At 59.2% G+C, this 22,299-nt stretch carries 22 protein-coding genes and 1 tRNA gene; 5 read left to right on the top strand and 18 right to left on the bottom strand.

Annotated features, from left to right (window positions below; all coding sequences use genetic code 11):
• Window positions 1-97 precede the first annotated feature (97 nt).
• Entirely contained in the window at window positions 98-727 is a 630-nt protein-coding gene (gene upp, locus ASB65_RS00360; RefSeq protein ID WP_003493096.1) for a uracil phosphoribosyltransferase, read from the top strand.
• Window positions 728-860: 133 nt separating this feature from the next.
• The gene (locus ASB65_RS00355) at window positions 861-1,382 is read left to right on the top strand and encodes a TIGR02281 family clan AA aspartic protease (protein WP_060722729.1); all 522 of its coding nucleotides are present in this window, start codon (window positions 861-863) and stop codon (window positions 1,380-1,382) included.
• Here the strand turns inward: ASB65_RS00355 and deoA are convergent.
• The 10 genes from deoA to ASB65_RS00305 all read right to left on the bottom strand — a co-directional run bounded on the left by deoA (window position 1,375) and on the right by ASB65_RS00305 (window position 10,603).
• Window positions 1,375-2,691 (bottom strand): thymidine phosphorylase, encoded by a 1,317-nt coding sequence (deoA, locus tag ASB65_RS00350; protein WP_081088388.1) that lies wholly within the window; start codon window positions 2,689-2,691, stop codon window positions 1,375-1,377. The genes ASB65_RS00355 and deoA overlap by 8 nt on opposite strands.
• A complete protein-coding gene (deoC, locus tag ASB65_RS00345) occupies window positions 2,688-3,461 on the bottom strand; it encodes a deoxyribose-phosphate aldolase (protein WP_060722727.1) in 774 nt (257 codons plus the stop codon). The genes deoA and deoC overlap by 4 nt, the downstream gene beginning before the upstream one ends.
• 2 nt (window positions 3,462-3,463) lie before the next feature.
• Entirely contained in the window at window positions 3,464-4,264 is an 801-nt protein-coding gene (locus ASB65_RS00340; protein ID WP_003507243.1) for a purine-nucleoside phosphorylase, read from the bottom strand.
• Window positions 4,264-4,668, bottom strand: coding sequence for a cytidine deaminase (locus ASB65_RS00335; protein WP_003507241.1), 405 nt, complete (start codon window positions 4,666-4,668; stop codon window positions 4,264-4,266). The genes ASB65_RS00340 and ASB65_RS00335 overlap by 1 nt, the downstream gene beginning before the upstream one ends.
• Window positions 4,669-4,672: 4 nt before the next feature.
• A complete protein-coding gene (locus tag ASB65_RS00330) occupies window positions 4,673-5,644 on the bottom strand; it encodes an ABC transporter permease (protein WP_003507239.1) in 972 nt (323 codons plus the stop codon).
• A gap of 6 nt (window positions 5,645-5,650) precedes the next feature.
• Window positions 5,651-6,754 (bottom strand): ABC transporter permease, encoded by a 1,104-nt coding sequence (locus ASB65_RS00325; RefSeq protein ID WP_060722726.1) that lies wholly within the window; start codon window positions 6,752-6,754, stop codon window positions 5,651-5,653.
• Window positions 6,755-6,761: 7 nt separating this feature from the next.
• Window positions 6,762-8,267, bottom strand: coding sequence for an ABC transporter ATP-binding protein (locus tag ASB65_RS00320; protein ID WP_060722725.1), 1,506 nt, complete (start codon window positions 8,265-8,267; stop codon window positions 6,762-6,764).
• An 83-nt stretch (window positions 8,268-8,350) separates the two neighbouring features.
• Entirely contained in the window at window positions 8,351-9,343 is a 993-nt protein-coding gene (locus ASB65_RS00315; protein ID WP_003507232.1) for a BMP family lipoprotein, read from the bottom strand.
• Between the two features lie 215 nt (window positions 9,344-9,558).
• Window positions 9,559-10,209 (bottom strand): peptide-methionine (S)-S-oxide reductase MsrA, encoded by a 651-nt coding sequence (gene msrA, locus ASB65_RS00310; protein ID WP_060722724.1) that lies wholly within the window; start codon window positions 10,207-10,209, stop codon window positions 9,559-9,561.
• A 76-nt stretch (window positions 10,210-10,285) separates the two neighbouring features.
• Window positions 10,286-10,603: a hypothetical protein gene (locus ASB65_RS00305; RefSeq protein WP_060722723.1), complete on the bottom strand. Its 318-nt coding sequence runs from the start codon at window positions 10,601-10,603 to the stop codon at window positions 10,286-10,288.
• 219 nt (window positions 10,604-10,822) lie between these two features.
• Between ASB65_RS00305 and ASB65_RS00295 the strand changes: the two genes are divergently transcribed.
• The 3 genes from ASB65_RS00295 to dnaJ all read left to right on the top strand — a co-directional run bounded on the left by ASB65_RS00295 (window position 10,823) and on the right by dnaJ (window position 14,336).
• Window positions 10,823-10,912, top strand: a tRNA-Ser gene (locus ASB65_RS00295).
• A gap of 296 nt (window positions 10,913-11,208) precedes the next feature.
• Window positions 11,209-13,110, top strand: coding sequence for a molecular chaperone DnaK (dnaK, locus tag ASB65_RS00290; protein WP_060722721.1), 1,902 nt, complete (start codon window positions 11,209-11,211; stop codon window positions 13,108-13,110).
• Between the two features lie 89 nt (window positions 13,111-13,199).
• Entirely contained in the window at window positions 13,200-14,336 is a 1,137-nt protein-coding gene (gene dnaJ / locus ASB65_RS00285; protein ID WP_003507223.1) for a molecular chaperone DnaJ, read from the top strand.
• Window positions 14,337-14,405: 69 nt separating this feature from the next.
• On the opposite strand, the gene ASB65_RS00280 is transcribed toward dnaJ, so the two are convergent.
• The 8 genes from ASB65_RS00280 to rpmF all read right to left on the bottom strand — a co-directional run bounded on the left by ASB65_RS00280 (window position 14,406) and on the right by rpmF (window position 22,104).
• Complete coding sequence (locus ASB65_RS00280) at window positions 14,406-14,957, bottom strand: DUF924 family protein (RefSeq protein ID WP_003507221.1); 552 nt, start codon at window positions 14,955-14,957, stop codon at window positions 14,406-14,408.
• Between the two features lie 13 nt (window positions 14,958-14,970).
• Window positions 14,971-15,183, bottom strand: a complete 213-nt coding sequence (locus tag ASB65_RS00275) for a SlyX family protein (protein WP_035213112.1) — start codon at window positions 15,181-15,183, stop codon at window positions 14,971-14,973.
• A 148-nt stretch (window positions 15,184-15,331) separates the two neighbouring features.
• Entirely contained in the window at window positions 15,332-16,837 is a 1,506-nt protein-coding gene (locus ASB65_RS00270) for a tripartite tricarboxylate transporter permease (protein WP_003507211.1), read from the bottom strand.
• 9 nt (window positions 16,838-16,846) lie between these two features.
• Window positions 16,847-17,308, bottom strand: coding sequence for a tripartite tricarboxylate transporter TctB family protein (locus tag ASB65_RS00265; protein WP_035213079.1), 462 nt, complete (start codon window positions 17,306-17,308; stop codon window positions 16,847-16,849).
• A gap of 97 nt (window positions 17,309-17,405) precedes the next feature.
• On the bottom strand, window positions 17,406-18,389 hold the full coding sequence (locus ASB65_RS00260; RefSeq protein ID WP_060723017.1) for a tripartite tricarboxylate transporter substrate-binding protein: 984 nt from the start codon (window positions 18,387-18,389) through the stop codon (window positions 17,406-17,408).
• 197 nt (window positions 18,390-18,586) lie between these two features.
• Complete coding sequence (locus ASB65_RS00255) at window positions 18,587-19,933, bottom strand: sigma-54-dependent transcriptional regulator (RefSeq protein WP_003507208.1); 1,347 nt, start codon at window positions 19,931-19,933, stop codon at window positions 18,587-18,589.
• Window positions 19,930-21,732, bottom strand: coding sequence for a sensor histidine kinase (locus tag ASB65_RS00250; protein WP_060722720.1), 1,803 nt, complete (start codon window positions 21,730-21,732; stop codon window positions 19,930-19,932). The genes ASB65_RS00255 and ASB65_RS00250 overlap by 4 nt, the downstream gene beginning before the upstream one ends.
• A 186-nt stretch (window positions 21,733-21,918) precedes the next feature.
• Window positions 21,919-22,104 carry a 50S ribosomal protein L32 gene (gene rpmF, locus ASB65_RS00245; protein WP_003507205.1) on the bottom strand — a complete coding sequence of 62 codons (186 nt, stop codon included), beginning with the start codon at window positions 22,102-22,104 and terminating at the stop codon, window positions 21,919-21,921.
• Window positions 22,105-22,299 lie beyond the last annotated feature (195 nt).

The raw sequence follows: 22,299 nt of genomic DNA, 5'->3' as shown, positions 1-22,299 counted from the left end.
CGCTGCGGTTCGCGGGGTAAAACCGCGAAGAAGGCTTGCGAAAAGCGCACTTTCGGTGAATGACAAGGACACAAGATAAAAAAGGAAGGCCAGTTTCATGGACGGCGTCACAGTCATCGAACATCCGCTGGTGCGGCACAAACTTACCATCATGCGCAAGAAAGAAACCTCGACGGCCGGCTTCCGCCGCCTGCTCAGGGAAATCTCGACGCTGCTCTGCTATGAAGTGACGCGCGACCTTGAAATGACGATGGAAACCATCGATACGCCGCTCGAAACCATCGAGGCTCCGGTGCTGGAGGGCAAGAAGCTGGTTTTCGCCTCCATCCTGCGCGCCGGCAACGGCCTGCTGGAAGGCATGCTGGAACTCGTGCCTTCGGCGCGTGTTGCCCATATCGGTGTGTATCGCGATCACGATACGCTGGAGGCCGTCGAATATTACTTCAAGGCCCCCGAAAGTCTCGATGCGCGCCTTATCATCGTTGTCGATCCGATGCTGGCAACCGGAAACTCCTCGATTGCCGCCGTGGAAAAGCTGAAGGAACGTGGTGCGAAGAACATTCGCTTCCTGTGTCTGCTGGCCGCCCCCGAGGGCATCAAGAATTTCCGTGAAGCGCATCCCGATGTGCCGATCTACACCGCCGCAATCGACAAGCAGCTGAACGAAAAGGGTTACATCGTTCCTGGCCTCGGCGATGCCGGCGACCGCATGTACGGCACCAAGTAATACCGTTCATCATTGCTTAACCGCTTGAGCCATTCGCCGCACGCAACGCGGCGGATGGCTTTTTCTTTTAAGATTTCAGCATGTTTTGCGCCTATGCTGCATGTGGATAAACCTTGCGATTAGGAGCAATCACTTGCTGGCGCGTGCGATTTTTCTGCTTGTCGGTCTTTCGGTCAGCGCCACGCAGATCCCGGCGCTGATGGAAAAATTTCAGCCACGCCCGGAAACCGGCGCGGCAAAATCCGATGCCACCGCCGAACTTGCCAAACCGCAGCCGGTGTCGCTGGGCAGCGTCAGTCTGAAGGCGGATGCGCGCGGTCATTTCAATGCCACCTTCCGTATCAACGGCAAATCTTTCGACGGGCTTGTCGACACAGGCGCCTCCACGGTCGCCATCAACGAGACGATCGCCCGGCGGCTCGGTTTCGGCGTCAACAGCCTCGACTTTAAATATGCGATCTCAACCGCCAACGGCCAGACCATGGCGGCCTATGTGAAGCTCGACCGCGTGGAAATCGGCACGATCCGTGTCCAGAATGTCGATGCCATGGTGCTCAAAGACAATGCGCTGAGCAACATGCTGATCGGCATGAGCTTTTTGAAGCAATTGTCGTCATTCAAGGTGTCGAACGGCGAAATGCGGCTGGTCAGATAATCCGCTCAAGAACCACGTTGCCGGTCTCTGTCACAGAGTCCCCAATCCCGTAACAGGCCGCAATCCTTTCGGCGGCGCGTTCCGCTTCTTCTTTCGAAGCCGCGTGGACGAGGGCGATAGGTTCGCCCTTTTCTACTTTTGTGCCGAGCGGCAGGATGTCCGAAATACCGACCGCAGCGTCGATGGTATCCGACGGTTTTCTTCTGCCGCCGCCAAGCTCGACAACGACCATACCGAGATCGCGCGTCGCACAGGATGCGAGCCAGCCGCTGCGCGGAGCCGGAACAGGGAGAGTGGCCGGTGCGGATGGCAGGTAATGGGACGGGCGGTCAACGAAATCCGAAGGCCCGCCGAGTGCCGAAACCATCCGCGCAAAGACCTCCATGGCCCTGCCGGAGGAAAGAGCGGCCACAGCGAGCGCCTCGCCTTCATCCAGCGTAATAGCGCTTCCGGCGTGCACCAGCATTTCAGCAGCGAAGGCGAGCACGACCTGTTCGAGACGGGTACCCACCTTGCGGCCAGCCAGAAAATCCAGGCAATTGACGATTTCGACCGCATTACCCGCGGCATCGCCAAGCGGCTGGTTCATGTCGGTTATCAGAGCCGTCGTCGGCAGGCCCGCGCCATTCGCCACATCGACCAGCGCGCGGGCGAGATTGCGGGCATCCTCCACGCTCTGCATGAAAGCACCGTTACCGACCTTCACATCCAGAACCAGCGTCTGCAGCCCGGCTGCAAGCTTCTTCGACAGGATGGAGGCGGTGATCAGCGGTATGGAATCCACCGTCGCGGTCACGTCGCGGATGGCATAGAGGCGCTTGTCGGCGGGGGCGAGATCGCCCGTCTGGCCGATGATGGCGCAGCCGACCGTTTTCACCGTCTGGCGAAACAGCGCCTCGTCCGGCAAGACGTTATAACCGGGGATCGCCTCCAGCTTGTCGAGCGTGCCGCCGGTATGGCCGAGACCCCTGCCGGAGATCATAGGCACGGCGAGACCGCAGGCGGCAACGATGGGAGCAAGCATCAGGGAGACATTGTCGCCGACACCGCCGGTCGAGTGCTTGTCCGCCACCGGCCTGCCGATATCGCTCCAGGACAGAACATCGCCGCTGTCGCGCATGGCGAGCGTCAGCGCCACCATCTCGTCCCGGTTCATGCCGCGGAAAAACACAGCCATGGCAAAGGCCGCCGCCTGGCCTTCCGATATGCCGTCTTTCGAAAGCGCGCTTATGAAAGCGGCGATCTCCTGCGGTTCCAGAGACAGGCCACCACGTTTGCGGCGGATGATTTCCTGCGGGATCAAGCTCAATCCCCGCTGGCAGCCTTGGCCGGCTCACCGCCGGCCAGCACGTTCAATACGTCGTCGAGGACGCCGGAAGCGCCGAAACGGAAGGTGGACGGCATGGCCCAGTTGGGCGCCATGATGGTTTCCGCCAGCCGCAGATAAAGCGTGGCGTCTTCCACCGTACCGATGCCGCCAGCGGGCTTGAAGCCAACCTTTTGCCTGCTGTCGCGGATCGCCTGCAACATGATGTCGGCCGCTTCCAGCGTGGCGTTGATCGCGACCTTGCCGGTAGAGGTCTTGATGAAATCGGCCCCCTCGGCAATGGTGATCTCGGAAGCGCGACGGATCAGCGCCTTGTCCTTCAGCTCACCGGTTTCAAGAATGACCTTGAGAAGCACGGGTGCTGCGCAGGCCTTACGCACAGCGGCCACCATGGTGGAAACCGCCGATTCATCGCCTGCTATGAATTTGCGATAGGGAATGACCAGATCGATTTCGTCGGCGCCGTCGCGGATCGCGGCCTCGGTTTCCGCGACCACGTTTGCGACGTCGAGGTCACCCGAAGGAAAGTTGACGACCGTGGCGATGCGGATCGCGTGGTCCTTTCCGAACGCCGCACGCGCCTGAGCGACGAAGCGGGGCCAGATGCAGATCGCCGCCGTATTGCCATATTCCGTATGCGCCCTCTGGCACAAAGCAGCAATCTGCTCAGGCGTGCAGTCTTCCTTGAGGTTTGTCAGGTCCAGCAAGGACAGTGTCAGGGCAGCCGCTTCGCGCGGACGCTGGAGTTCCATGGTCACGCTCCTCCTGCGATCATTTCCTTCAGAATGGCGGCAAGCCTCTTGCCACCCACGGGAGCCATATCCTTGGTTTCTTCATGGCTCAGTTCCGCGCCGGTCATGCCGGCACCGTAATTGGTAATAACCGATGCGGCGGCAACACGCATCCCGAAAAAGCGAGCAAGGATGACTTCCGGCACGGTGGACATGCCGACGGCATCCGCTCCCAGCAGCCGCGCCATACGGATTTCCGCGGGCGTTTCAAAGCTCGGGCCGGAAAACCACATATAGACACCACCGAACAAAGGCACCGTCGCGCGGATCGCGGCATTGCGCATGGCAAGCATCAGATCAGGATCGTAAGCTGTCGTCATACCGACGAAGCGTCGGTCGCTTTCCTCGCCGATCAACGGGTTCATGCCGGAATAGTTGATGTGATCGGTGATCTGCATGACCGAGCCGGGCGGCATATCCTGCCTTACCGAACCCGCCGAATTGGTGAGGATGAGTGACTGCACGCCGAGACCAGCCAGCGCCCCGATGATCGCACGCATGGCGGAGGGATCGCCCTTTTCGTAATAATGCACCCGGCCGGAGAGCATCATGACCGGTTCACCACCGAGATAACCGGCCACCAGCTCGCCCGCATGGCCAGAGACGCCACTTGCGGGAAAACCAGGGAGTTCGGCATAGGGCACCCGGATCGGATCGCTGACCTCTTCCACCAGAGAACCCAGACCCGAGCCGAGGACGATGGCCACGCGCGGCATCAGGCCGTTCAAGCGCTCCACCAGAATATCGATCAGCATATCCGGCATCAGGGCAGCTCTGTCTTGAAGCTGAAGGGCAAAAGCTCTTCCATGGTCATGACCTTCTGGACGCCGGTTTCGTCGCACAGATAGACTTTCGTCTCCGGCGTGGCGAATTCGGCGATCTTCTGCCGGCATCCGCCGCAGGGAGGGCAGAGAGCAAGCTTTTCGGCGATGACGGCGATTTCGCTGATCTTTTTTGCCCCACCCATGATCATGGCGCTGATGGCGGAAGGTTCGGCGCACCAGCCCTGCGGGAAGGAAAGGTTCTCGATATTGGCGCCCTTGTAGATCTTGCCGTCTTCGGCGCGGATTGCTGCACCAACCGGGAATTTCGAATAGGGCGCGTGGGCAAAGGCCATTGCCTCCACCGCTGCCTCGAACAGGGCATGGGATTGGGTATCGGAGGACATAAGCTTAACGCTCCTTCGCATAGGCAACGCCACCGGCCTTTGGTGGCTTGGCGACGCCGATGAAACCGGCAAGCAGGATGCAGGTCAGAATATAGGGCATGGCCTGGAATATCTGCACCGGCACCTCGCCGATGCCGGGCACGGATTTGCCCTGCATGAAGTTGGCAAAGGCATCCAGAAAACCGAACAGCAGGCAGGCGAACATGACCGGCACCGGCTTCCATTTTGCAAAGATCAGCGCCGCCAGCGCGATATAGCCCTTGCCCGCCGACATGTTGGCAATGAAGGCCGCCGATTGCGCAACGGCGAGATAGGCGCCCGAAAAACCACAAAGGAAACCGGCAACGATAACGGCGCGGTAGCGCATCCACGTCACCGAAATGCCTGCCGTATCGACGGCACCCGGATTTTCACCGACAGCGCGCAGACGCAGGCCGAAACGGGTGCGATAAAGCACCCACCAGGACAGCGGCACCGCCAGAAAGGCGAGATAGGTGAGGATGTTATTGCCGGAGATTACGTTAGCGTAGAGCGGGCCGATGAAAGGCACCTCCCGCATCGTATCCGCACCGGGCAAGATGATCGGGGCAAAACGGCCCTCCCCCGGCAATTGCGGCGTGCGGCCGCCCTGCCCGAACCAGGCCTGCCCCAGAACCACGGTCAGACCGGCAGCAATGAAGTTCAACGCCACGCCCGATACGATCTGGTTGCCGCGATTGGTGATGACAGCGAAACCATGGATCAGCGAGAACAGGATGGAGACGGCAATGCCGGCCAGCAGACCGGCCCAGGGATTTGCGGTGATATAGGCAACACAGGCGGACGCGAAGGCCGCCGCCAGCATCTTGCCTTCAAGGCCGATATCGAACACGCCGGCGCGTTCGGAAAAAAGCCCGGCAAGCGCGGTGAAGAGCAGCGGGATGGTGAGACGGACGGTCGAGCCGAGGATGCTGACCATCATATCGAAGAAATCCATATCAGCTCACCCCTTTGCCAAGCGCTGGTAGATGTGGACGATCGCCGGCCGGTACATATATTCCAGCGCGCCAGCGAAGAGGATCACCAGACCCTGAATGACCACGATCATTTCGCGGGTAATGTTAGGCATTTCGAAGGAAAGATCCGCGCCGCCCTGATAGAGAATGCCGAACAGCAATGCCGCGAAGATGATGCCGAGCGGGTGGCTTCGCCCCATCAGCGACACGGCGATGCCGACGAAACCTGCGCCACCGACGAATTCCACCTGCAGGCGGGCGGAAGCGCCCATGACAGGGGTCAGCGCCATCATTCCCGCCAGACCACCAGAAATGAGCATGGCGATGATGACGGTGCGCGCATAGGGAATGCCGGCATAAACGGCCGCTGAAGGGCTGACGCCGAGCGTGCGCATCTCGTACCCGAGCTTGGTGCGCCAGATCAGCACCCAGACGAGGAAACACATGACCAGCGCGATGATGAAGGAGACGTTGAACGGCGCCGGCCCGAGCTTGAGGCCGAACAGCGCCATCAGCCAGTCCAGCTTCGGCAATTGGCCACCGGCCAAGAAGGTGCGCGTTTCCGGGGCCATCTTGCCTGGCACGATCAGCACATTCACCAGCAGATAGACCATCAAGGCCGCGGCGATGAAGTTGAACATGATGGTGGTGATGACGACGTGGCTGCCGCGTTTTGCCTGCAGCCATGCCGGAATGAAAGCCCAGGCCGCGCCGAAAAGTGCAGCACCGATGACGGCGAAGGGCATCGTCACATACCAGGGCACATAACGGTCGAGCGCAAGCGCCACCAGTGCGGCACCCAGCCCGCCAATATAGGCCTGACCTTCGGAGCCGATATTGAACAGGCCGGCATGGAAAGCGACCGCAACGGAGAGGCCGGTGAAGATGAAGCTCGTCGTGTAAAACAGCGTGAAGCCGATGGCGTCGCCACGACCGAGGGCGCCTTCGACGAGCAGGCGAAGTGCCGCCAGCGGATTTTCACCGATGGACCAGACGACGAGGCCGGAAATCAGAAAGGCGGTGACGACGTTCAGCAGCGGCAGCAGGCCGTAGCTGATCCAGTTTGGCAGGGGGGTGGAAGCGGTGCTCATTCATGCCTCATGCGGCGATGCCGGCCATCATCAGGCCCAGCGTCTGTTCTTCGGCTTCCGCCGTTTTTTCTCCAACGACACGCCCGGCGAACATGACCATGATCCGGTCCGAAAGGGAACGGATTTCATCGAGTTCGACCGAAACAAGCAGGATAGCCTTTCCGGCATCGCGCATTTCAATGATGCGGCGATGGATGAATTCGATGGCGCCGATATCCACGCCGCGGGTCGGCTGGCCGATGATCAGCATCTTGGGGTCACGTTCGATTTCGCGGGCGACGACGATCTTCTGCTGGTTGCCGCCGGAAAAATTGGCGGTCTTCAGCTGCGGGTTCGGCGGACGGATATCGTATTTCTCGATTTTTTCGACCGCATCCTTGCGGATGGCTTCGGGGTTGAGGAACGGTCCCTTGCCGTAGCGCTCATCGTGGTGATAGCCGAGGATGGAGTTTTCATATTCCTCGAATTTCAGCACCAGCCCCATATGGTGTCGGTCTTCCGGAATATGCGCGAGACCGAGCTCGCGCAAAATGGCCGGATCGGGACGGTCGACCTTCTGTCCGGCCACCCATATCTCACCCGAATGGGGCTTGCGGATTCCCGCGATCGCCTCGAGAAGTTCGGACTGGCCATTACCCGCCACACCGGCGATGCCGACGATTTCACCGGCACGGACATCGAGCGAGACATCATCCACCATGGTGACGCCGCGGCTGTCCTTGACAGTGAGATTGCGGATGGAAAGCAAAACCTCGCCCGGCGTCGTCTCACCCTTTTCCACCCTGAGCAGCACCCGGCGGCCGACCATCAGTTCGGCCAGTTCCTCGACGCTGGTTTCGGAGGTCTTGCGGGTCGCCACCATTTCGCCGCGGCGCATGACGGAGACGGAATCCGTTATCGCCATGATCTCGCGCAGCTTGTGGGTGATAAGGATGACAGTCTTGCCCTGCTCGCGCAGGACGCCGAGGATCTTGAAAAGGTGATCGGCTTCAGCCGGAGTCAGAACACCGGTCGGCTCATCGAGGATCAGGATTTCCGCGCCACGATACATGGCTTTGAGGATTTCGACACGTTGCTGCAGGCCAACGGGCAATTCCTCGATCACCGCATCGGGATCGACTTCCAGCCCGTAATCGTCCTCGAGGCGCTGCAGCTCCTTGCGCGCGGCTGCCCGACCCTTGGCGAGCGATGCTCCGCCTTCCGCGCCCAGCATGACGTTTTCAAGCACGGTGAAATTTTCCACCAGCATGAAGTGCTGATGCACCATACCGATGCCCGAACTGATCGCGGCCTGACTGTCGCGGATCGAGACCGGCGCACCATTCACCCGGATTTCGCCGGCATCGGCCTGATAAAAACCGTAGAGGATCGACATCAGGGTCGATTTTCCGGCGCCGTTTTCCCCGATGATGCCGTGGATCGTGCCCTTGGCAACGGTCAGATTGATATTCTTGTTGGCGTGAACGGCACCGAATTTCTTGTCGATGCCCACGAGTTCGATTGCTGGGTCCATACTCAAACCGAAACCTCTCCGAAGGCTGGATATGAAAAGGGCGCAAGATGAAAAATCATCATGCGCCCCAGTCACATATCATATCATTTCGGGCAGGAATTGTCCGCCATATAGTCATGAACCTTGACGTTGCCGGCAATGATGTCGGCCTTTGCCTTGTCCACGGCGGCGGTCATTTCCGGTGTGATCAGGGCCTTGTTGTTGTCGTCAACAGCGTAAGCGACGCCGTCTTCCTTGACGCCCAGCGCAACGATGCCGGGGGTGAACTTGTCGTCCTTGGCATCCTTGTAGGCATTGTAGACAGCCAGATCGACGCGCTTGACCATCGAGGTCAGAACCGAACCGGGATGCAGATGGTTCTGGTTGGAATCGACGCCGATCGAGAACTTCTTGTTGTCGGCGGCGGTCTGCAACACGCCGATACCGGTCGCACCAGCTGCCGCGTAGATCACGTCAGCACCCTGGTCGATCTGGTTCTTGGTGAGTTCACCACCGCGCACCGGATCGTTCCAGGCAGCACCCGTGGTGCCGGTCATGTTCTGGAAGACTTCGATCTTGTCGTTCGCGGCCTTGGCGCCCTGCGCATAACCACAGGCAAACTTGCGGATCAGCGGAATATCCATGCCGCCGATGAAGCCGACCTTACCGGTCTTGGAGGCCATGCCAGCCAGCAGACCAACGAGATAGGAGCCTTCGTGCTCCTTGTAGACAACGGAGCGTACATTCGGCAGCTCGACGACGGAATCAACGATGACGAACTTGGTATCGGGGAATTCGGCTGCGACCTTTTCCATGGCCGAGGTCCAGGCGAAGGAGACAGCAACAACCGGGTTGAAGCCCTTGCTCGCGAAGTTGCGGATAGCCTGTTCACCCTGCGTGTCGCTGGTCGGTTCGAAGTCGCGGTAGTCGATGCCCGTTTCCGCCTTGAACTTTTCAGCGCCGGCCGCAGCGGCTTCGTTGAACGACTTGTCGAACTTGCCGCCCGTGCCATAGACCAGTGCCGGCTTGATATCGGCGGCGAGCGCGGAAGCCGACATTGCGGCAAGCGCAAAAAGCGTCAGAAGGGATTTTTTCATTGTGCAGCCCTGTTGTTGCAATTGATATTTTAAGGGTCCTCCCGCAAACCCGTTGACCGGGAATGTCTGCGGAACCGCCAGCCGTGTTTCCCGGCTGTGCTTGGCTCATATCCTTGCATGGCTCAATGAAAAATTCATCCGGTTTTTTTGACCCGGTGGAAAAACTTTATTCTGGCGCTTTTTTGGTCTTTCCACCGGGGCGACCTGCAAAAAATCTAGTCGATATTGCAGCTTACGCCCGTTCCCCTGAGGCCGCAGTAGCCACCCGGGTTCTTGGCAAGATATTGCTGATGATAGTCTTCAGCGTAATAAAACTTTTCAAGCGGCCCGATCTCGGTGGTGATGGCACTGCCATGGCCAGCCTCCTCCAAAGCCTGTTGAAAAGCATCGCGGGCCTTCTGCACCTGCTGCAACTGGCCTTCCGTCGTCGCGTAGATGGCGGAACGATAGGTCGTGCCGACATCGTTGCCCTGTCGCATGCCCTGCGTCGGATCGTGCTCCTCAAAAAATATCTTCAAGAGGCCCGAGAGCGAGATCACGGCCGGATCGTAGACAACCTTGACCACTTCCGCGTGGCCCGTCTGACCTGTCGTCGTCTCCTGATAGGTGGGATTGCGGGTGAAACCGCCGGCATACCCCACCGCCGTCACCCACACACCCGGCGTTTTCCAGAACAGCCGTTCCGCGCCCCAGAAGCAGCCCATGCCGAGATAGATGGTTTCAAGGCCGTCGGGATAAGGCCCCTTCAAAGGCCGGCCATTGACGAAATGGGCCTCCGGCACCGCAAGCGCCGCTTCACGGCCAGGCAAGGCGGTTTCTTGCGTCGGCATCGTCGTCTTTTTTGAAAGCGTATCGAACAGGAACATTCGGTCCTCCATGCGGCCAGCTCCGCCGCTTTTCATGGTTCACATCTGCGGGCGCGCGCAATTCGGCTGACACAAGTCAGGCTGACAAACGCCTCATCGGCCTGTGTTTCCTGTACCCCGCCATCCAGCAGAGCAGGGAAAGCGCCAGGGAAACGGCAAATGCGGGCACCGCCGTCAGGGCATTTTCAATGAAGCGCCACGCTTCAGGGTGAATATAGTGAGCCAAGGCCGCTTCCACCATGGTGCGGGAGGCAGGAAGAAGATAGTTCCAGACGGACAGGATACCGGTGATGTCGACCGAGGATGTGGAAACCGAGCGGATCGAATCGAGCACGCCCAGAAAAACCGCCGCAACGAGGAAAAGAAAGCTCAAAAACCGCAAAAAAGCTTTCATTGGTATACCTCGCTCACGATCTGCCCGTCGGACAGCCACTTTTTGAAACCTATAATGCATCGATAAAGGTGGGAAAACCGGTTTGCAATCGCGTCGGAACACAGGAAATTGCCGACATTTCAAAAAACTGTCAGATTCGTGTTGATCCCTGCGAATTCATCGGTATATATCGCGCCGTTCCAGTGATTTGCATTCTTCATGACATGCAGACTTGAAAAAGGACAGGTGGCCGAGTGGTTTAAGGCGCACGCCTGGAACGCGTGTGTGCGTGAAAGCGTACCGTGGGTTCGAATCCCACCCTGTCCGCCATTTCACCTCATCTTCACCGACTTACATATGAACCTTGGTGTTGCCGACCGTGTTGCAAGGACGTAGCGTCAAAGTCGCGTTTTTCCGCTTCCGCATGCGTTGATGGCTATGCTTCTGCACAGACAAGGGATTCATCCGCTTTTTGCTGCTCTTACCCCTCTCTTGCGCCTTGCAGCAGGAAAAATCGCTCCTTATATACGCCGCATAACTGCAGCGAATACTGCAAATCCAAGTCAAGGAGTTGTCAATGGAATGCCTCACGGGGTTCCGACGGCTCGCTTCAAGGAGAGAAGAGCATGGCAAAAGTAATCGGTATCGACCTTGGCACGACCAATTCCTGCGTCGCAGTGATGGACGGCAAGGACACGAAAGTAATTGAAAATGCGGAAGGCGCGCGCACCACGCCGTCCATGGTGGCATTTTCCGACGATGGCGAACGCCTTGTCGGCCAGCCGGCCAAGCGCCAGGCGGTCACCAACCCGACCAATACCCTGTTTGCGGTAAAACGCCTTATCGGCCGCCGTTACGAAGACCCGACCGTCGAAAAGGACAAGGCTCTTGTCCCCTTTGAAATCGTCAAGGGCGACAATGGCGACGCATGGGTGAAGGCTCAGGACAAAAATTATTCCCCGTCGCAGATTTCCGCGATGATCCTTCAGAAGATGAAGGAAACGGCTGAATCCTATCTCGGTGAAAAGGTCGAAAAGGCCGTCATCACCGTTCCGGCCTATTTTAACGACGCCCAGCGTCAGGCAACCAAGGATGCCGGCCGCATTGCCGGTCTGGATGTTCTGCGCATCATCAACGAGCCGACCGCGGCAGCGCTTGCTTACGGCCTCGACAAGAAGGACGGCAAGACCATCGCCGTTTACGACCTTGGCGGCGGCACCTTCGATATTTCCGTTCTGGAAATCGGCGACGGCGTTTTCGAAGTGAAGTCCACCAATGGTGATACCTTCCTTGGCGGTGAAGACTTCGACATGCGTCTCGTCGAATATCTGGCCGGCGAGTTCAAGAAGGATCAGGGCATCGACCTGAAGAACGACAAGCTTGCCCTGCAGCGCCTCAAGGAAGCTGCCGAAAAGGCGAAGATCGAACTGTCGTCCTCGCAGCAGACCGAAATCAACCTGCCGTTCATCACGGCTGATGCTTCCGGCCCGAAGCACCTGACGCTGAAGCTGACCCGCGCCAAGTTCGAAAGCCTGGTCGATGACCTCGTGCAGCGCACCGTTGCGCCTTGCAAGGCAGCGCTCAAGGATGCCGGCGTTTCCGCTTCCGAGATCGATGAAGTCGTTCTCGTCGGTGGCATGAGCCGCATGCCGAAGGTGCAGGAAGTCGTTAAGCAGCTGTTCGGCAAGGAGCCGCACAAGGGCGTGAACCCGGATGAAGTGGTTGCCATGGGCGCCGCCATCCAGGCCGGCGTTCTGCAGGGCGACGTCAAGGACGTTCTGCTGCTCGACGTGACCCCGCTGTCGCTCGGCATCGAAACGCTGGGTGGCGTCTTCACCCGTCTGATCGATCGCAACACGACGATCCCGACCAAGAAGAGCCAGACCTTCTCGACCGCCGAAGACAACCAGTCGGCCGTGACCATCCGCGTTTCGCAGGGCGAGCGCGAAATGGCCCAGGACAACAAGCTGCTCGGCCAGTTCGACCTCGTCGGCCTGCCGCCGTCGCCGCGCGGCGTTCCGCAGATCGAAGTCACCTTCGATATCGACGCCAACGGCATCGTGCAGGTCTCGGCAAAAGACAAGGGTACCGGCAAGGAACAGCAGATCCGTATCCAGGCCTCCGGCGGTCTTTCCGACGCCGACATCGAAAAGATGGTCAAGGACGCCGAAGCCAATGCGGAAGCCGACAAGAAGCGTCGTGCAGGTGTCGAAGCCAAGAACCAGGCCGAAAGCCTCGTTCACTCCACCGAGAAGTCGGTGAAGGAATATGGTGACAAGGTTTCCGAGACCGACCGCAAGGCAATCGAAGACGCCATAGCCGCCCTGAAGACCGCTGTCGAAGCCGCTGAGCCGGACGCAGACGACATTCAGGCGAAGACCCAGACCCTCATGGAAGTTTCCATGAAGCTTGGTCAGGCCATTTACGAAGCGCAGCAGGCCGAGGCCGGTGATGCTTCTGAAGGCGGCAAGGACGACGTCGTCGACGCCGACTATGAAGAAATCAAGGACGACAAGAAGTCCGCATAATCGCGTGACTTCCCGTCTCCTGACAACATATGCAAGACATCCGGCTGCCGAGTGCAGCCGGAAATCCATTTGCGGGGCTTGTTAACTTAATGGCGAAAGCAGACTTTTACGAAACACTCGGCGTCAGCAAGACCGCGGACGAAAAAGAGCTGAAAAGCGCCTTCCGCAAACTCGCGATGAAATACCATCCGGACAAGAACCCGGATAACGCCGAATCCGAGCAGAAATTCAAGGAAATCAACGAAGCCTACGAAACGCTGAAGGACCCGCAGAAGCGCGCGGCCTATGACCGTTTCGGCCACGCCGCATTTGAAAATGGCGGCATGGGCGGCGGTGGCGGCTTTGGCGGCGGCGGTTTCGCCAATGGCGGCTTCTCCGACATCTTCGAGGACATCTTCGGCGAGATGATGGGTGGTGGCCGTGCGCGCCGCTCTTCCGGCGGGCGCGAACGCGGCGCCGATCTTCGCTACAACATGGAAATCACGCTGGAAGAAGCCTTCACCGGCAAGACGGCGCAGATCAGGGTTCCTACCTCGATCACCTGTGATGTCTGTTCGGGCTCTGGCGCCAAACCAGGTACACAGCCGAAGACCTGCGCTACCTGTCAGGGTTCCGGCCGCGTGCGCGCAGCACAGGGCTTCTTCTCGGTGGAACGCACCTGCCCCACCTGCCATGGCCGCGGGCAGACGATCTCCGATCCGTGCGGCAAGTGCCATGGTCAGGGCCGTGTAACGGAAGAGCGCTCGCTCTCGGTCAACATTCCCTCGGGTATCGAAGACGGCACCCGCATTCGCCTGCAGGGCGAAGGCGAGGCCGGCATGCGCGGCGGTCCGGCGGGCGATCTCTATATCTTCCTGTCCGTGCGTCCGCATGAGTTCTTCCAGCGCGACGGTGCCGATCTTTATTGCACCGTACCGATCTCCATGACGACGGCAGCGCTTGGCGGCACCTTCGATGTCACGACACTCGACGGCACCAAGTCACGCGTCACGGTTCCGGAAGGCACCCAGCCGGGCAAGCAGTTCCGTCTGAAGGGTAAGGGCATGCCGGTATTGCGTTCTGCGCAGACGGGCGATCTCTATATCCAGATTCAGATCGAAACCCCGCAGAAGCTCAGCAAGCGCCAGCGCGAGTTGTTGCAGGAGTTCGAGCAGCTCTCGTCGAAGGAGAACAATCCGGAATCGACGGGCTTCTTTGCCAGGATGAAGGAATTCTTCGACGGCTGATTGCCGCCGGTCCCAAGCTTTTAGAACGCCGCCATTCCCTTGGGACTGGCGGCGTTTTCGTTTTTGGGCTCAGCCGGAAAAGCCGCCTTCTTCCAGATATTGCCGTTCCTCCGGCGTCGTTTCCCGCAGCAATATGTCGTTGCGATGCGGAAAGCGGCCGAAACGTTCGACGATATCCCGATGCTCTTCGGCATGATGAAGATAAAGCCCGCCAAGCGGCTGGTTCAGGTCGCAGGCACGCCGCTGGGCGGCGATATCCTCCGCATGGGAAAAGGGCAGGTAGAAGAAGACGCGCAAATCCTCGCTCACGGCCTGATCATGGCCACGGCGAATGGCCTCGTCGGCGAAAAGCCGCACCAGGGGGTCTGTGGCATACATGTGGGCGGTGCCACGAAAACAATTGCGCGGAAACTGATCCAGCAGAAGCATCAGCGCAAGGCTGCTTTCCGCACCCTCCAGCCAGTCATCCAGTTCGCGCCGTGCTGCCGCGAAATGGGTATCGCGGAAACGGTCGTGGAAATGACTGTCGAAGGCGGCATCCTTGTCGAACCACTTGTCCGGCCCGGCCTTCTTCCAGAAATCGACGATATCGGCGGCAAGCGCGGCTGTGTCGTTTTTCATCTGCTCTTCCCTGTCAATAATGCGGCGGCCGGGTGATCGCAGGCGCGTCCAGCGATTGCTCCTCAAGGCTAAGGAACCTCTCCGTCAAGCGGTCGAGCTTGGCGCGGGTCTGCTCCACCACCTTCCACTGTTCCGCCAGCTGGTCGGACAGTTCCTCTATCACCTTCACCTGATGCGCGACCGTCTCCTCGAGCGCGATGATCCGTTTTTCGGTTTCCGACGTCATATCGACCTCTCTTTCCAGCCCTTCCTTGGGCCTAAAAGCTTGCGAGTCAACCATATGTCGCTTTCGTGAAGCGAATTCGTCATGGTGATCCGGAAACGGAAAAAGCCGGCGATGTTTCCATCGCCGGCGTCGGGAAGTTTGATATTGCTTAGTCTTCTTCTACGAAAACCTCTTCTCGTTTCTTCTTCACGCTTGGCAGGAAGACGACGATCAGCACGGCCAAAGCGATGAAAAGCAGTGTGGCGCTGATCGGCCGGGTGACGAAGGTGGTTGGATCACCGCGGGACAGGATCATCGCGCGACGCAGGTTTTCCTCCAGGAGCGGGCCAAGCACGAAACCGAGGAGCAGCGGCGCCGGCTCGCAGCGCAATTTCACCAGCACGTAGCCGATGAAGCCGAAGAAGGCGACGGCATAGAGATCAAAGACGTTGGAATTGACGCTATAAACCCCGATGGCGCAGAAAGCCATGATGATGGGGAACAGCACGTAATAGGGCACCGTCAATAGCTTAACCCACAGCCCGATCAGGGGCAGGTTCAGGACAACGAGCATCAGGTTACCGATCCACATGGAGGCAATGATGCCCCAGAACAGCGCCGGCTGCTCGATTGCAACGTTTGGACCCGGCACGATCCCCTGAATGATCATCGCCCCAATCATCAGCGCCATCACCGGATTGGCGGGGATGCCGAGCGTGAGCAGCGGGATGAAGGAGGTCTGGGCGCCGGCATTATTGGCCGATTCCGGACCGGCCACACCGGCCACCGCGCCATGCCCGAATTCCTCCGGGTTCTTGGAGACGCGTTTTTCCACCGTGTAGGACGCAAAGGCCGCGAGGATGGCGCCGCCGCCCGGCAGGATGCCGAGCGCGGAACCGATGGCCGTGCCGCGTAGCACCGGGCCGACCATTTTCCGGAAATCCTCCCGCGTGGGCATCAGCCCGCTGACCTTGGCGATCAGCACCGAACGGGTGCGCTCGTTTTCGAGGTTGCGCAGGATTTCGGCGATACCGAAGACACCCACAGCCACGGCGACGAAGTTCAGACCATCGGCATATTCGCGGATGCCAAGGGTGAAGCGCGGCGTACCGCTGTAGATATCCGTGCCGACCAGACCGAGCAGCAGACCAAGCACGACCATGGCCAGCGCCTTGACGATGGAGCCATGGGCAAGGGCGATGGACGAAACGAGGCCGACGACCATCAGTGAGAAATATTCCGCCGCACCAAACTCCAGCGCAATTGCGGTCAGAGGCGGCGCAAAGATCGCGACGAGGAAGGTGGAAACCGTGCCGGCAAAGAACGAACCGATGGCGGCAATGGCGAGAGCAGCCCCTGCCTTGCCCTTGCGCGCCATCTGATAACCATCGATGGCGGTGACGGCAGAGGAGGATTCGCCGGGCATGTTGATCAGGATGGCCGTGGTGGAACCGCCATATTGCGCGCCATAATAAATGCCGGCGAGCATGATCAGCGACGAGACGGGCTCGAGCTGAAAGGTGATGGGCAGCAGCATGGCAATGGTCGCCGTCGCGCCGATGCCGGGCAACACGCCGATCAGGGTGCCGAGCAACACGCCGATCAGGCAGAAGAACAGGTTTGCCAGCGATGAGGCGGTGACGAAACCGAGAGCAAGATTATCAAGCAAATCCATCGCAGCACCTCAAAATTTAAGCCAGGGGCCGAAGCGCTGGAACGGCAGGCCGAGACCGTAATTGAAAACAGCGACGGAGAAGGCCGTGATGGCTGCGGAAAGAATAATCGCCATGATCGGACTCATCTTGTGCGAGGCAAACGAGGCGATGAGCGCGCTAAAAAACAGCGCCGGCACGAAACCAAGACCCCGGACAGTAAAACCGAAGAAGATCGGCGCGGGCAGGATGAAGAATATGCCACGCCATGCGATCGCTCCGATCCCTTCCCCGGCCGGGCGGGCTGAGCGGAGGAATATGATGCCACCGAGCAGAATGAGGATAATTGCCAGAACGAGCGGGAAATAGCCCGGCCCCATACGAAAGGCGGTTCCGATCTCCAGCCCATAGGACTGCAAGGCGAAAAAGACGCCAAGTCCCATAAAAATTGCCCCGCAGACTGCCTCGGCAGGGTCATTAAATAATGACTTCATGAAAGATGCCCCTCCACCGCGGCCGGCATCACACCGGTCCGCCTGTTAAAATGATCACGGTCGACCGGCGGCGATGCCGCCGGTCCTTCCGCGTTCATCAGTCGGCATATTGGCCGGCAGCTTCGATCACCGGCTTCCAGCGGGCGATTTCGCTTTCGAGCTTGGCCTTGAGTGCCGCCGGCGTCGCATCGCTTTCCGAAGAGGGCGTGGTGCCCAGTTCTGCAAAACGAGCCGCGACATTCTTGTCCTTCAGCGCGACCTGCAGCGACTTGGAGAGCTTTTCGTTGATTTCAGCCGGCGTGCCCTTGGGCGTATAGATGCCGTGCCAGATGCCAACCTCAAGCTTCGGCAGGCCCGCCTCGACGACCGTCGGCACGTCAGGCAGCACGTCCAGCCGCTTGGCCGTGGTTACGGCATAGGCTTTCACGGTTCCGCCCTGAATCTGCTTGGTGGTGTTGGTGGTCTGGTCGCACATGATGTCGACCTGGCCGCCGAGCAGATCGGTCATGGCCGGCCCAGTCCCCTTATAGGGAACGGTGACCAGTGGCGTCTCGATGGCGCTCATGAACAGCATGCCGCAGAGATGCGAGGCAGCGCCAATGCCGGCATTGGCAACCGTGACCTTGTCCTTGTTCGCCTTGGCGTATTCGATCAGACCCTTCAGATCCTTCGTCTCAAGGGTCTTGCGCGACAGGATCGTCATCGGCACTTCGGTGACGAGACCAACATATTCGAAGGCGTTCAGCGTGTCATAGGCGAGCTTGCGGTAGAGCGTGGCGCTGGTGGCCATGCCGATATGGTGGAGAAGGACGGTGTAACCGTCCGGATCGGACGATGCCACACGACCAGCACCCAGCGTGCCGCCTGCGCCGCCGACATTTTCGACGATGATCTGCTGACCGAGATCCTTGGACATGGATTCAGCAACAAGACGCGCGACCGTATCCGTCGGGCCGCCGGCTGCAAAGGGCACGACCATGGTGATGTTGCGCTCTGGATAGTTCTGAGCGGATGCGGACAGCGCAAAAAGGGAAACGGCAGCGGCGGCAGCAAGGCCGGTGACTGTCTTCAGTATTTTCATCGATTCCTCCCGGATGAAAATGTTCGCCACTTCAGCCGCGCATGCTCCTCCATGGCGACCGGGGTGACATATTTGCGATCCGGGATTGCCGTTCAGCAATGGCGGTATTGCACCGGGATGCGCTTTTATCGCTATCGCGAGAGGCAATGGGTGGATTTCGACCCATAAGCACCTATTCATGGGTGGAAATCCACCCACTACACCTCGGTCATGTGCCGGTGCAGCCCGTATTTCTGCATTTTTTCATAGAGCGTTTTGCGCGAAATGCCGAGCGCCTCATAGACGGATTTCAGATTTCCGCCGTGAGCGGCAATTGCATGTGCGATCAGGCTTTTTTCATAAGCCGCGACCCTTGCAGCAAGAGCCGCTTTTCCGTCAGCCTGAAACGGCAACGACCCTTCGGAAACATCGCTTTCCAGGCCGAGAACGAAACGGTCTGCGGCATTGCGCAATTCACGCACGTTGCCCGGCCACTCACGAAGGGAGACGGCCGAGAGCAGATTTTGCGGCACCTCCATGTCTTCCCGCCCGTAGCGCGCAGCAGCTTCCCGCACGAGATGCAGGAAGAGGAGCGGTATATCGGCACTGCGCTGCGAGAGAGATGGCACGAGAAGTGTAGCCACGTTGAGCCGATAAAGAAGATCGGCACGGAACCGGCCAGCCGCGACTTCCTGTTCCAGATCCACCTTGCTTGTGGCGATGAAGCGAACATCGAGTTCGACCGTTTCATTCGAGCCCAGACGGGTAATCACCCGTTCCTGCAGGACACGAAGGAAGCGGCCCTGCAATTCGAAGGGCATGGAGCCGATCTCGTCCAGCAGGATCGTGCCGCCGCGGGCATGTTCGAACTTGCCGTAGCGCGGGCGAAGCGCGCCGGGAAACGCACCCGCCTCATGACCGAACAATTCGCTTTCGATCAACGTCTGCGGGAGGGCGGCGCAATTGATCGCAACGAAGGGCCGGTTGCTTCTGGCACTGATATCGTGAAGCGCGCGCGCCACGACCTCCTTGCCCGCGCCGGTATCGCCAACGATCAGCGTATCGGCGTCCGTCGCGCCAATCGCGCGGATGCGGTATCGCAGATCGACCATGATCTGGGTTCTGCCGGGCAGACGTGTTTCGAGATCGTCGTGCTTGCCCGCCACCGCCTTGAGGCGGCGGTTTTCCAGCACCAGCGCCCGCCGGTCATTCGCCCTTTTGATGATGCCGGCGAGATATTGCGGCGTGAACGGCTTTTCGATGAAATCATAGGCGCCGTTGCGCATGGCGTTGACCGCAAGCTGCACATCACCATGGCCCGTCATCAGGATGACAGGTATTTCCGGATCGAGCTCGCGCACCTTCTGCAGCAACGTCATGCCATCCATGCCAGGCATCCTGATATCGCTGACCACGACGCCATCAAAGCTGTAACCGATGAGTTCGAGCGCATGCTCGGCACTCGCGAGCATGGTGACGGCAAAGCCGGAAAGCTCCAGCGCCTGCGCGGTGGAAAAGCGCAGCTCCTCCTCGTCATCAATCAACAGAACCCGCGACATGGTCATTCCGCAGCCGCCTCCACGCGCCAGGCGGCGGCTGGCAATTCGATCTCGAACTCCGCCCCGCCCTCTTCATGGTTTCTCACCCGCAGCTGACCGCCAAAATCCTTGATGATGTTGTAGGAGATGGACAGGCCAAGGCCCAGGCCGCGTCCCACACCCTTGGTGGTGAAGAAGGGATCAAAAATGCGCTCCGAAATCGCCGCCGGCACGCCGGGACCACGATCGCGGATGAAAATCGATACCATCTGGCCATGCTGGACGGCTTGCAGCGCAATATGGCGATCCTCGCGCCCTTCCACAGCATCGGCCGCGTTGGAGATGATGTTGACGAGCACCTGCTGCAATCTCACCGGGCCGGCTTTCACCGCAAGCTGCACCGGCCCGAGATCAACATCCAGCACCGCATCGGCGGCCTTCAACCGCGCACCGACAATTTCGAGCGTATCCCGAAGCACCGCCTCCAGACCCACCGCTGCCATTTTTTCGTTGGGCTTGCGGGCGAAATTCCTGAGATGCTTGCTGATCGACGCCATGCGGTCGATAAGGCCTGAAATACGCCTGAGGTTTTCCGTCACCTCTTCCAGCCGCCCGCGCTCCACGAGAAGCGAAGCATTTTCGGCATAGTTCTTGGCCGCGGCAAGCGGCTGGTTGAACTCATGCGACAGTGCCGCCGACATCTGCCCGAGGGCTGCAAGCTTGCCGGCCTGCACCAGATCGTTCTGCATCTTGCGCAGCTGTTTTTCCGTCTGGCGGCGTTCGGCGATTTCGTGTTCGATCTCCTGGTTCACCCGCGCCAGATCGGCAGTGCGCTCCTCCACCCGGCGTTCCAGTTCCGCCTGCGCCTCTGCCTGATGGATCAGCCGTTCGCGCAGACGCCGCCGTCTTTGCAGCATGGCCGCAATCACGGCGGCGGCCAGACACAGGCACAGGATTATCGCGATCATCGCGGTCTTGACCTGCGTCCTGAGCGAACCTGTATCCATCAGCACGCTGACCGTCCAACCGGCATCGGGCATGGGCTGTGACAGGAGCATATATTCCCTCTCGCCGTCGTCCTGGACGATCGTCATCAGCTGATGCGAACCGAAATTGCCGTTTTTCAGCGGCAGTTCCTTGAGGGTGGCATTGGCATACCGGCGGGAAGCCTCCGTTCGTGCCAGCCGTTCGGGCGTCAGCGGCATCAGACCGGAATAAAGCCATTGCGGCGTTCCGGTCATGAAGATGATGCCCTCAGGGTCCGAGACCAGAATTCGGTTCTCACCATCGCCGAATGAGGCCTCTATGCCTTCAATATCGACCTTGAAGACGATGACGCCCTTGATTTCCTCATTGAAGAGGATGGGCGCGGAAAAATAATAGCCGCGCTTATGGGAGGTGGTGCCAAGCGCGAAGAACCGCGACTGCAAGCCCTTCGCGGCATCCTGAAAATAAGGGCGGTAGCTGAAATTCTCACCAACGAAACTCGTCGGACCATCATAGTTGCTGGCGGCGATGGTCTCCCCGTCGAGCGTGATGATGTAGATATCGGAGGATTCCAGCAAGGTGTTAATAGATTTGAGGTAGACATTGGCGCGCTGGCGCAGTTCGGCATCCTTGGGATGTGCGACCAGTTCCTCAATGTCGTCGTGATCGGCGATCAAGGCGGGCAGCGGTTCGTAACGGTTCAAAAGCCCGCCGAGAGCGGAGACAGCCAACCGGAGGGTCGTGCGGCCCTGCTCGGACATTTCGCCGAAATAGCTTTCCGCAATGATGCCGCCGCCTCTCGTCACGGCGCCATAACCGAGACCGAAGCTGAGAAGCATCAACAAAATCCAGCGATATTTCACCGAAGCTCCCCTCCTGTTGCAGGCATCAAACCTGCTCTCCCTAAAAGAGTGTAGGTGGAGCGGCCGAATTTTCCAAGTGAGCGGAAAAGGCAGCCAGACAGTCCAAAAAACAAAAAACCGGCCACGAGGACCGGTTTTTTGCAAAGATGATTTCAGAAAAGCTTATGCGCTTTCCTTCGGCGTCAGAACCTGACGACCGCGATACATACCGGTCTTCAGATCGATATGGTGCGGACGGCGCAGTTCGCCGGAGTTCTTGTCTTCAACGTAGGTCGCAGACTTGAGACCGTCAGCCGAGCGGCGCATGCCACGCTTGGACGGGCTTGTTTTTCTTTTTGGTACAGCCATTTTTGTTACTCCACTTAAGCGGCGAAACAACGGAACCGGCCAGAACCAAAGGCCGAATGTCGGATGTCTCGATATCGGAAATTTGGCGCGCTTATACATGCCCAAACGGGCTTTGACCAGCCCTGACGCGCATTTTTTCCGATTCAGCGGAATAAGCGCAACAAGCGATCGTCAGGCATCGCAAATCATGGCTCA

Source organism: Agrobacterium tumefaciens str. B6 (assembly GCF_001541315.1).
GTDB classification, from domain to species: Bacteria; Pseudomonadota; Alphaproteobacteria; order Rhizobiales; family Rhizobiaceae; genus Agrobacterium; species Agrobacterium radiobacter.
Note: the sequence above shows the minus strand (reverse complement) of the source record. Positions and strands in the feature narration are given on the sequence as shown.

Excerpts from the sequence above, each read along its gene's own strand:
- upp (WP_003493096.1), top strand. The coding sequence starts at position 98 with ATGGACGGCGTCACAGTCATCGAACATCCGCTGGTGCGGCACAAACTT.
- deoC (WP_060722727.1), bottom strand. The coding sequence starts at position 3,461 with ATGGAACTCCAGCGTCCGCGCGAAGCGGCTGCCCTGACACTGTCCTTG.
- ASB65_RS00340 (WP_003507243.1), bottom strand. The coding sequence starts at position 4,264 with ATGCCGGATATGCTGATCGATATTCTGGTGGAGCGCTTGAACGGCCTG.
- ASB65_RS00335 (WP_003507241.1), bottom strand. The coding sequence starts at position 4,668 with ATGTCCTCCGATACCCAATCCCATGCCCTGTTCGAGGCAGCGGTGGAG.
- ASB65_RS00330 (WP_003507239.1), bottom strand. The coding sequence starts at position 5,644 with ATGGATTTCTTCGATATGATGGTCAGCATCCTCGGCTCGACCGTCCGT.
- ASB65_RS00325 (WP_060722726.1), bottom strand. The coding sequence starts at position 6,754 with ATGAGCACCGCTTCCACCCCCCTGCCAAACTGGATCAGCTACGGCCTG.
- ASB65_RS00320 (WP_060722725.1), bottom strand. The coding sequence starts at position 8,267 with ATGGACCCAGCAATCGAACTCGTGGGCATCGACAAGAAATTCGGTGCC.
- ASB65_RS00315 (WP_003507232.1), bottom strand. The coding sequence starts at position 9,343 with ATGAAAAAATCCCTTCTGACGCTTTTTGCGCTTGCCGCAATGTCGGCT.
- msrA (WP_060722724.1), bottom strand. The coding sequence starts at position 10,209 with ATGTTCCTGTTCGATACGCTTTCAAAAAAGACGACGATGCCGACGCAA.
- ASB65_RS00305 (WP_060722723.1), bottom strand. The coding sequence starts at position 10,603 with ATGAAAGCTTTTTTGCGGTTTTTGAGCTTTCTTTTCCTCGTTGCGGCG.
- dnaK (WP_060722721.1), top strand. The coding sequence starts at position 11,209 with ATGGCAAAAGTAATCGGTATCGACCTTGGCACGACCAATTCCTGCGTC.
- dnaJ (WP_003507223.1), top strand. The coding sequence starts at position 13,200 with ATGGCGAAAGCAGACTTTTACGAAACACTCGGCGTCAGCAAGACCGCG.
- ASB65_RS00280 (WP_003507221.1), bottom strand. The coding sequence starts at position 14,957 with ATGAAAAACGACACAGCCGCGCTTGCCGCCGATATCGTCGATTTCTGG.
- ASB65_RS00275 (WP_035213112.1), bottom strand. The coding sequence starts at position 15,183 with ATGACGTCGGAAACCGAAAAACGGATCATCGCGCTCGAGGAGACGGTC.
- ASB65_RS00270 (WP_003507211.1), bottom strand. The coding sequence starts at position 16,837 with ATGGATTTGCTTGATAATCTTGCTCTCGGTTTCGTCACCGCCTCATCG.
- ASB65_RS00265 (WP_035213079.1), bottom strand. The coding sequence starts at position 17,308 with ATGAAGTCATTATTTAATGACCCTGCCGAGGCAGTCTGCGGGGCAATT.
- ASB65_RS00260 (WP_060723017.1), bottom strand. The coding sequence starts at position 18,389 with ATGAAAATACTGAAGACAGTCACCGGCCTTGCTGCCGCCGCTGCCGTT.
- ASB65_RS00255 (WP_003507208.1), bottom strand. The coding sequence starts at position 19,933 with ATGACCATGTCGCGGGTTCTGTTGATTGATGACGAGGAGGAGCTGCGC.
- ASB65_RS00250 (WP_060722720.1), bottom strand. The coding sequence starts at position 21,732 with ATGCTTCTCAGCTTCGGTCTCGGTTATGGCGCCGTGACGAGAGGCGGC.
- rpmF (WP_003507205.1), bottom strand. The coding sequence starts at position 22,104 with ATGGCTGTACCAAAAAGAAAAACAAGCCCGTCCAAGCGTGGCATGCGC.